Here is an 8,773-nt window from a genome sequence, read left to right as displayed (position 1 = left end):
CTCTGCGGTGGTCTTGTGATTTTTTTCTCATGGTCCGGGGGGGGGGGGGGGCGCGCGCCGGGGGGGGGGGCGCCCCCGGACACCCCCGCCGCCCCCCCCACCCGACGCGGTCAGCTGCCCCGGACGCGCCGGATCGTGTCCCGGTACCACAGCGCGCTGCTCTTCGGGGTGCGGACCTGCGTGTCGTAGTCCACGTGCACCAGGCCGAACCGCTTGTCGTAGCCGTAGGACCACTCGAAGTTGTCCATCAGCGACCACGCGAAGTAGCCGCGGACGTCCGCGCCGGCCGTGCGGGCCTTGGCGACCGCCGCGATGTGCGCGTCGAGGTACGCGGTGCGGTCGTCGTCCCGGACGAACCCGGTCTCGTCGGCGTGGTCGTCGAACGCCGCGCCGTTCTCGGTGATGACCATGGGCACGCCCGGGTACTCCTCGCCGATCTGGACGAGCAGGTTGGTGAAGCCCTCGGGCACGATCTCCCAGTCCATCGCGGTGACCGGGCGGCCGTAGCGCACCTCCCGGCACACCGGCACGCCGTCGGCGTCCGCGGTGTTGCCGTCCTCGTCCACGCCGGAGAACTTCGAGCTGGAGTAGTAGTTCACGCCCAGCACGTCGATGGGCTGGTTGATGATCTCCAGGTCGCCGGGCTCCTGGGGGATCTCCACCCCGCGGGCGGCCAGGTCGTCCACCACGTCGGCCGGGTAGTGGCCGCGCACGAGCGGGTCCAGGTAGATGCGGCGGGACAGGCCGTCGGCGCGGCGGGCCGCGTCGCGGTCGGCGTCGCTGTCGGTGGCCGGGCTCGCGTGGCTCATGTTGAGCGTGATGCCGAACTCCATCGGCTCGGTGGCCGCCTCGCGCATCCGCCGGGTGGCGAGGCCGTGGCCGAGCAGCAGGTGGTGCACGGCGTGGATGGCCGCCTCGAAGTCCTGCCTGCCGGGGGCCTGGCGGCCCTCGTAGTAGCCGAGCATCGCCGAGCACCACGGCTCGTTGAGCGTGGTCCAGTGCCGCACCCGGTCGGACAGGGCGTCGAACACCAGCATCGAGTAGTCGGCGAACCGGTGCGCGGTGTCGCGGACCGGCCAGCCGCCCGCGTCCTCCAGCTCCTGCGGCAGGTCCCAGTGGTAGAGCGTGACCCACGGGGTGATGCCGCGGCCCAGCAGCTCGTCCACCAGGCGGTCGTAGAACGCCATGCCGGGCGCGTTGACCGGGCCCTTGCCGCCGGGCTGCACGCGCGGCCAGGCCACGGAGAACCGGTAGGTGTCCACGCCGAGCGAGCCGATCAGCGCGACGTCCTCGGGCATCCGGTGGTAGTGGTCGCACGCGACGTCGCCGTTGTCGCCGTTGTGCACCATGCCGGGCGTCCGGCAGTAGGTGTCCCAGATGGACGGTCCGCGACCGTCCTCGTCGTGCGCCCCCTCGATCTGGTACGCGGAGGTCGCCACGCCCCAGCGGAACGAGGCGGGCAGGGTGTCGATCGCGGGGTCGAGCCCGACGGTCGGCGCCGTGGTGTCCATTGATCTCCTCTGGAGGTCGGATCCCGTTGTCGTGAACGGGGTCAGAGCCCGTTGTCGGGCACGGGGTGCAGCCAGCAGGCCACGGTGCGGTCGCCGGGACCCGCCTTCGGGGCGGGCACGCCGAGCACCGGGACCTCCACACCGCAGCGCTCCATCGCGTGCGGACAACGTGGGTGGAAGGAACAGCCCGAGGGCATCGACCGCAGGTCGGGCGGCGAGCCGGGGATGCCGGTCAGCTCGCGCTTCGGCCCGCGCAGCGCCGGGAACGAGTTGAGCAGGCCGTGGCTGTAGGGGTGCAGCGGGTCGCGGTAGAGGTCGGCCGAGGCGGCCTCCTCCACGATCCGCCCGCCGTACATGATCGCGATCCGGTCGGAGAACTCGACCAGCAGCGACAGGTCGTGGGTGATGAACACGACCGAGAACCCGAGCCGTTCGCGCAGCTCGACGAGCTGGCGCAGGATCTGCCGCTGCACCACCACGTCCAGCGCGGTGGTCGGCTCGTCCATGATGACGACCTTCGGCTCCAGCGCCAGCGCCATGCCGATCATCACGCGCTGCCGCATGCCGCCGGAGAGCTGGTGCGGGTAGCTGTCGAGCCGGTCGGCGGAGATGCCGACCAGCCGCAGCAGCTCGCGGGCGCGCTCCAGGCGGGAGGCGCCGGTGCCGTCCGGGTCGTGCGCCTTGATCACGTCGGTGAGCTGGGTGGAGATCCGGTGCACCGGGTTCAGCGAGTTCATCGCGCCCTGGAACACGATCGCGGTCTCCGCCCACCGGAACGCGCGCAGCGCCCGGTGGTCCATCCGCAGCACGTCCACCGGGTCGCCGCCGTCGGGGTGGTACAGCACCTCGCCGCCGGTGATCACGCCCGGCGGCGGGAGGAGCCTGGTCAGGCCGTAGGCCAGGGTGGACTTGCCGCTGCCGCTCTCGCCCGCGAGGCCGAGCACCTCGCCCCGGTGCAGGGTGAGGTCGACGTCGCGGATCGCGTGCACGGCGTCGTCGCCCAGGCCGTAGTCCACGTTGAGGCCGCGGATCTCCAGCACCGCGTCGGTCACGACGTCTCCCTTCGCTCCGGCCGGGCGCCGAGCACCGGCGTGAAGCCGACCCGCATCCGCACCGTCTGCCCGTCGGCGGTCTTGACGTTGGTCTTGCCGCCGCCGCGCAGCCGCGGGCTGACGAACTCGTCGATGCCGAAGTTCACCAGCGACAGCGCGGTGCCCAGCAGCGCGATGGCCAGGCCCGCGGGCACGAACCACCACCACGCGCCCTGCGCGAGGGCCTGCTGGCTCTGCGCCCAGTACAGGACGGTGCCCCAGTTCCAGTCGCCGCCCGCGCCGACGCCGATGAACGCCAGCGTGATCTCCAGGGTCACCGCGAAGATGACCGTGCCGACGAAGCCGGAGGCGATGACCGCGGTGAGGTTGGGCAGGATCTCGAACAGGATGATCCGCCACGTCTTCTCGCCGGTCGCCCGCGCGGCCTCCACGTAGTCGCGGCCGCGCAGCGAGAGCGTTTGCGCCCGGAGCACGCGTGCGCCCCAGGCCCACGACGTGAAGCCGATGACCAGCGCGATCGTGAAGGTGCCGGTCTCCGGCAGCGTCGAGGTGATGATGATCATCAGCGGTAGTGCGGGGAGCACCAGGAACACGTTGGACAGCGCGGACAGCAGCTCGCTGCCCGCGCCGGCCAGGTAGCCGGAGGTGACGCCGACGAGGACCGACAGCACGGTCGCCACGAGGCCCGCGACGAACCCGACCACGATGACGCTGCGCGTGCCCACCACGACCTGGCTGAAGATGTCCTGGCCGAGGTGCGTGGTGCCGAACCAGTGCGCCGCCGACGGCGGCTGGAGCAGGTCGTTGCTGCGCCCGGACGGGTCGTAGGGCGCGATCCACGGCCCGACGATCGCGACCAGCGCGAAGAAGCCCAGGATCACCAGGCCGGTGGTGGCCTTGGGGTTGGCCACGAATCGCAGCCTGCGACGCTTGGCGGGCGCCTCGACGGGCGACGCCGCCGCGGTGGTTGGTACGACGGTCACTGCTCAGCCCTCCCGTCGGGTGCGCGGGTCGAGCGCGAGGTAGGCCACGTCGGCGAGGAAGTTCGCCAGCAGCACGGACAGCGTGATGATGAGGAAGATGCCCTGCATGAGCGGGTAGTCCTTGGCGCCGACCGCCTGGAACAGCTGCAGGCCCAGGCCGGGGTAGGAGAACACGATCTCCACCAGCAGCGTGCCGCCGACGATGAAGCCGAGCGACAGCGCGAACCCGGAGACGTTGGGCAGCAGCGCGTTGCGGGCGGCGTAGGACACCATCACGCGCCGGTCGGACAGGCCCTTGGCGTGCGCGACGGTCACGTAGTCCTCGGAGGCCACCGTGACCATCATGTTGCGCATGGACAGGACCCAGCCCGCCATGGACGAGACCAGGATGGTGAACGCGGGCAGGATGCTGTGCCGCAGCACGCTGCCGATGAACTCCAGGTCGGGGTTGGGCACCAGGCCGCCGTCGTAGGCGCCGGAGGCCGGGAAGAAGCTGTCCGGGCCGGTCAGCAGCGCGATGGCGATGAGCCCGAGCCAGAAGTACGGGATCGACGACACGAACGTGGTCACCGGGATCAGCGCGTCGGCCCACGAGCCGCGCCGCCAGCCGATGCCCGTGCCCAGCGCGGTGCCGATGAGGAAGCCGAGCACGGTGGTGATGCCGACCAGGCCCAGCGTCCACGGCAGGCCGTCGCCGATGACCTGCGACACCGGCGACGGGAAGTAGGTGAACGACAGGCCCAGGTCGCCGCGCAGCAACTGCCCCAGGTAGGTGAAGTACTGCTCGACCAGGCCCGCGTCCTTGTCCAGGCCGAACAGCACGTACAGCGACTGCACCGCGTCGCTGGTCATCTGGCCGCGCGACCGGGTGATCAACGCCTGCACCGGGTCGCCGGGGATCGCGCGCGGGATGAAGAAGTTGATCGTGATCGCGGCCCACGCGGTGAACAGGTAGAACGCGATCCGCTTGAGGAGGTAGCTCACGGCGCCTCCCGGGTGGCGCGCAGCTCGGCCTTGTCCTCGTCGGTCAGGTCGGCGCCGTAGAGCCAGCACGCGGCGAAGTGGCCGTCGCCGTCGCCGATGGCGAACCGCGGCGGCACCTGCTCGGCGCACACCTTCATCGCGTGCGGGCAGCGCGGGTTGAACCGGCAGCCGGCCGGCGGGGCGATCAGCGACGGCGGCTCGCCCGTGCCGCCGTCCTTCTCCTGCGCGGCGGGCCGGTCGGGGTCCGGCGCGGAGTCGATCAGCAGCTGCGTGTACGGGTGCGCGGGCCGCTGGGTCACGGTCTCGCTGTCCCCGCCCTCGACCACGCGCCCCGCGTACATGACGAACGTCTCGTCGGCGAAGTAGCGGGCCGACGCGATGTCGTGGGTGATGTAGAGGATCGCGAGGTGCAGGCGCTCCTTCAGGTCGCGCAGCAGGTTCAGCACGCCGAGCCGGATGGACACGTCCAGCATGGACACCGGCTCGTCGGCCAGCAGCACCTCGGGGTCGGCGCCGAGGGCGCGGGCGATGGCCACGCGCTGGCGCTGGCCGCCGGACAGCTCGTGCGGGAACTTGTCCACGTACCGCTCGGGCGGGGTGAGCTGCACCCGGGTGAGCAGGGCGGCCAGCGCCTCCTCCAGCTCCCCCGGCGTGCTGCCCGCGTTGCCGTGGATCTTCAACGCGCGGGTCAGGTGGTAGCGCACCGTGTGCACGGGGTTCAGCGAGGCGAAGGGGTCCTGGAAGATCATCTGGACCCGCTTGCTGTACGCCCGGAAGCGCTTGCCGCCCTTGGTCCGCACCGGCTCGCCGTGCAGCCGGATCGCGCCCGAGGTCTGGGGGTGGAGCTGCGCCAGCAACCGGGCCACCGTCGACTTGCCCGAGCCGGACTCGCCGACCAGCGCGGTGACCCGGCCGCGGTGCAGCCGGAGCGTGACGTCCTCGACGGCCCGCACCGCGCGGGTCGTCCGGGACAGCAGCTCGCGCCCGCGCTTGCGGACCGGGAAGTGCTTGGTCAGGCCATCGGCCTCCAGGACCACTTCCGTGGTCCCGGAGGCCGACGCCGCGGTGCTCGTCGTCATGCGGCCGGCTTCAGCTGCATCACGACGTCGAGCGCGTTCTCCAGGGTGGGCTGGAGCGGCGCGTACGGGTTGGACTGGTCCGGCCAGCCGACCCAGTTCTTGGTGCTGTACTGGCCGCCCGCGTTGGCCGCGGAGGTGATGGCGACCGGCATGTCCCGCACGTGGATCTCCTGGAGCTTGTGCAGGGCCGCGGTCCGGGCGGCGTCGTCGGCGGCGTTGGCGTACTCGTTGAGCAGCGCGGTCGCCTCGGGGTTCTCGTAGCGGCCGTAGTTGCCGTTGATGCCGCCCTCGCCGATCGGCTTGAACAGCGCGCCGTCCATGATGTTCTGGTAGATGTCGTACGGCGTCGGGCCGTTGTTGGTCCAGTGCAGCGCGGCCTGGAAGTCACCGGTGTCCAGCGCCTTGGTCCAGGTGTCGGCGTTGGGCAGGTCGACCGTGGCCTCGATGCCGATCTTGGACACGTTGTCCTTGATGATCTCCAGGTTCGTCACGTAGTCCGACCAGCCCGAGGGCACGGTCATCTTCAGCGTGACGGGCTGGCCCGACGGGTCCTTCAGCTTGTCGCCGTCGAAGGTGAAGCCGTTGTCGGTCAGCTCCTTCTTCGCGGCCTCGACGTCGACCGTGACGATCTTGTCCTTGAACTGCGGCGCGATGTAGGGGTCGCCGGCGGGCGTCGGGATGCCGGTGATGTTGTCGACCTTCGGGTAGAAGTACCCGGCCTCGCCCTGGGTGAAGATGTCGTCGCGGTTGATCACCATGTTGACCGCGCGGCGCAGGGCCGGGTTGTCCCACGGCTTGACCTTGGTGTTGAACCACAGGCCGTGGATGCCGAGCACCGGCGGGAAGTAGAGCTTGTAGTGCTCGGGGTCCTTGGAGGTGTAGACGGCCTCGTAGTTCGGGATGAACACGAAGCTCCACTCGGACGCGCCGGTCGCCAGGGCGGTGGTCTGCGCGTTGTTGTCGCTGTAGGAGGTGTAGCGGACCTCCTTGACCTTCGGCAGCTCCTGCCAGTACGAGTCGCGCACGGTCAGCGTGACGGTCTGCGAGGTGAAGGTCTTCAGCGTGTACGGGCCGCTGCCGACCGGGGTCTTGACCGGGTCGGTGTTCGGGTCCGCGACGGTCGACCAGATGTGCTTGGGCACGATGAGCTGTTCGAGGATCTTCTTCTGGTTGACGAACTGCGACCTCGGGAAGCCGACGTCGACCTTGTTGCCGGAGGAGGAGATCACGTCGTACGGCACGGACTCGACGTTCAGGCCGGGGTTCTTCTTCAGCAGCTCGAAGGTGAACGCCACGTCCTCGGCGGTCAGCGGCTTGCCGTCCGACCACGTCGCGCCGTCGCGGATGGTCAGGCTCAGCTTGCTGTAGTTGTCCGACCACTCCCACTCGGTCGCGAGCCACGGCTTGGGCTTCGCCGTGGGGTCGGTCTCGTTCACCATCGCCAGCGGCTCGAAGATCAGTCGGCGGTAGCCGAGCGAGCTGGCCGCGGACGTGTTGAGGAACGGGTTGTTGTTCTCGGTCTGCGGGCCGTTCGGCATGCCCACGTTGAGCACGCCTTCGTTCGTGCTGTTCGCACCGGGGTTCGAGGTGGAACAGGCGGCCGAGAACAGCAGTGCTGCCGCGACGGCGAGTGCGGACGTTCGCCTGAGTCGCATGGGTTCTCCTTGTCGGGCGGGGGAAGGGCGAGCGCTCTCGATAGTGCGGGCCGCGGGTGCCATCGCGGCTGGGACGCCCGGGGCGTCCTCGTGTCGTTGCAGACTCAACCCCGGTGAGCCAAGTCACGTCAATAACGAACACGTTACAAACTTAGTCTAATTTTAAGTCGCAAACTAAGGTCCGTGCCGTGGCCCCGAAGCGCACCACCGTCCGCGACCTGCGTCGGCAGAACCGCTCGACGCTGCTGTCGACGCTGTTCTTCGACGGGCCTTTGAGCAGGTACGAGCTGTCCCGGCTGTCCGGGCTGTCGGCCGCGACGGTGTCGAACGTGACCGGGGAGCTGGTCGACGACGGGCTCGTGGTGGAGGCCGGGTCGGTCGACTCGGACGGCGGGCGGCCGCGCGTGCTGCTGCGCGTCAACCCGGCGTTCGGGCACGTGGTGGGCGTGGACGTCGGCGAGACGGGGATCAAGGTTGAGCTGTTCGACCTGTCGCTGGCCCAGCTCGCCGCGCTCGACCACGCCATGTCGCCGTCCTCCCCCGCCGCGGTCGCGTCGCTGATCGCCTCGTCGGTCCGGGACGTGGTGGCGGCGGCGGGCGTCCCGGCCTCGACCGTGCTCGGCGTCGGGATCGGCGTGCCCGGGACCGTGGAGCAGGGCGCGACGGCGGTCGTGCACGCGCCCACCATCGGCTGGGACGGCGTGCGGCTGGAGGAGCTGGTGGCGGCGGCGTCGGAGTCCGCGTGGCCGCTGTACGTGGAGAACGGGGCCAAGACGCAGGGCCAGGCCGAGATGTGGTTCGGCGCGGGGCGCGGCGCGCGGCACGTGGTGATAGCCCTCATCGGGTCGGGCGTCGGCGCGGCGGTCGTGACGGACGGCGGCGTGTACCGGGGCGCGACCAGCTCGGCGGGCGAGTGGGGGCACACGACGATCGTGTACGGCGGTCGGCCGTGCCGGTGCGGCGCGCTCGGGTGCCTGGAGGCGTACGTGGGGGCCGAGGGCATCCTCGACCGGTACCGCAAGGCGCGCGGGCGCGAGCTGCCGGCCGGGGACGAGCAGGCCACCGTGGCGGCGTTGATCGACACCGCGTCCCGGTCGAAGACCGCGGCGCGCGTGCTGGAGGAGACCGCCGGTTACCTGGGCGCGGGCATCGCGAACCTCGTCAACCTGTTCAACCCGGAGCGGATCGTGCTGGGCGGGTGGGCCGGGCTGGCGCTCGGCGCGCACCAGCTCGACCGGATCGTGGCCGCCACCCGGGCGCACGCGCTGCGGCACCCGTACGAGCAGATCTCGATCGAGCTGGGCCGCCTGGGCCCGGACGCCGTCGCCGTGGGCGCGGCCACCCTCCCCGTCGCCGCCCTCCTCGACCGCGCCGCCGACCCGCGCAAACCGACCACCCGCGCCGACATCGCCTGACCCGAACGCAGAACTCGGGGTACCCGAACGTTCGACACACGGGTCCTGAGCGTTCGACACACGGGGCGCGAACGTAGGACTCTCGCGTGAGTCG

General features: G+C 70.8%; 7 protein-coding genes. 1 reads left to right on the top strand and 6 read right to left on the bottom strand.

Translation table 11 applies throughout. From position 1 onward, the window contains the following. Positions 1–110: 110 nt before the first annotated feature. The 6 genes from ACFXGA_RS38355 to ACFXGA_RS38330 are packed head-to-tail and all read right to left on the bottom strand — an operon-like array spanning position 111 to position 7,264. Positions 111–1,511 carry a GH1 family beta-glucosidase gene (locus ACFXGA_RS38355; RefSeq protein ID WP_378097511.1) on the bottom strand — a complete coding sequence of 467 codons (1,401 nt, stop codon included), beginning with the start codon at positions 1,509–1,511 and terminating at the stop codon, positions 111–113. 41 nt (positions 1,512–1,552) lie between these two features. Further along, complete coding sequence (locus ACFXGA_RS38350) at positions 1,553–2,563, bottom strand: ABC transporter ATP-binding protein (RefSeq protein WP_378097508.1); 1,011 nt, start codon at positions 2,561–2,563, stop codon at positions 1,553–1,555. Further along, the gene (locus tag ACFXGA_RS38345) at positions 2,560–3,546 is read right to left on the bottom strand and encodes an ABC transporter permease (RefSeq protein WP_378097505.1); all 987 of its coding nucleotides are present in this window, start codon (positions 3,544–3,546) and stop codon (positions 2,560–2,562) included. Before ACFXGA_RS38345 ends, ACFXGA_RS38350 begins: the two co-directional genes overlap by 4 nt. 3 nt (positions 3,547–3,549) lie before the next feature. Next, positions 3,550–4,530: an ABC transporter permease gene (locus ACFXGA_RS38340; RefSeq protein WP_378097502.1), complete on the bottom strand. Its 981-nt coding sequence runs from the start codon at positions 4,528–4,530 to the stop codon at positions 3,550–3,552. Beyond that, positions 4,527–5,609: an ABC transporter ATP-binding protein gene (locus ACFXGA_RS38335; protein WP_378097499.1), complete on the bottom strand. Its 1,083-nt coding sequence runs from the start codon at positions 5,607–5,609 to the stop codon at positions 4,527–4,529. Before ACFXGA_RS38335 ends, ACFXGA_RS38340 begins: the two co-directional genes overlap by 4 nt. Continuing rightward, a complete protein-coding gene (locus ACFXGA_RS38330; protein ID WP_378097496.1) occupies positions 5,606–7,264 on the bottom strand; it encodes an ABC transporter substrate-binding protein in 1,659 nt (552 codons plus the stop codon). The genes ACFXGA_RS38335 and ACFXGA_RS38330 overlap by 4 nt, the downstream gene beginning before the upstream one ends. Before the next feature lie 188 nt (positions 7,265–7,452). On the opposite strand from ACFXGA_RS38330, the gene ACFXGA_RS38325 reads away from it, so the two are divergent. Further along, positions 7,453–8,679: an ROK family protein gene (locus tag ACFXGA_RS38325; RefSeq protein WP_378097493.1), complete on the top strand. Its 1,227-nt coding sequence runs from the start codon at positions 7,453–7,455 to the stop codon at positions 8,677–8,679. Positions 8,680–8,773: the final 94 nt, after the last annotated feature.

The organism is Actinosynnema sp. NPDC059335 (genome assembly GCF_042752395.1).
In the GTDB taxonomy this organism is placed as follows: domain Bacteria; phylum Actinomycetota; class Actinomycetes; order Mycobacteriales; family Pseudonocardiaceae; genus Actinosynnema.
Note: the sequence above shows the minus strand (reverse complement) of the source record. Positions and strands in the feature narration are given on the sequence as shown.

What these genes read in the sequence shown, in the direction of transcription:
- ACFXGA_RS38355 (WP_378097511.1), bottom strand. Translation starts at nt 1,511, where the DNA reads ATGGACACCACGGCGCCGACCGTCGGGCTCGACCCCGCGATCGACACC.
- ACFXGA_RS38335 (WP_378097499.1), bottom strand. Translation starts at nt 5,609, where the DNA reads ATGACGACGAGCACCGCGGCGTCGGCCTCCGGGACCACGGAAGTGGTC.
- ACFXGA_RS38330 (WP_378097496.1), bottom strand. Translation starts at nt 7,264, where the DNA reads ATGCGACTCAGGCGAACGTCCGCACTCGCCGTCGCGGCAGCACTGCTG.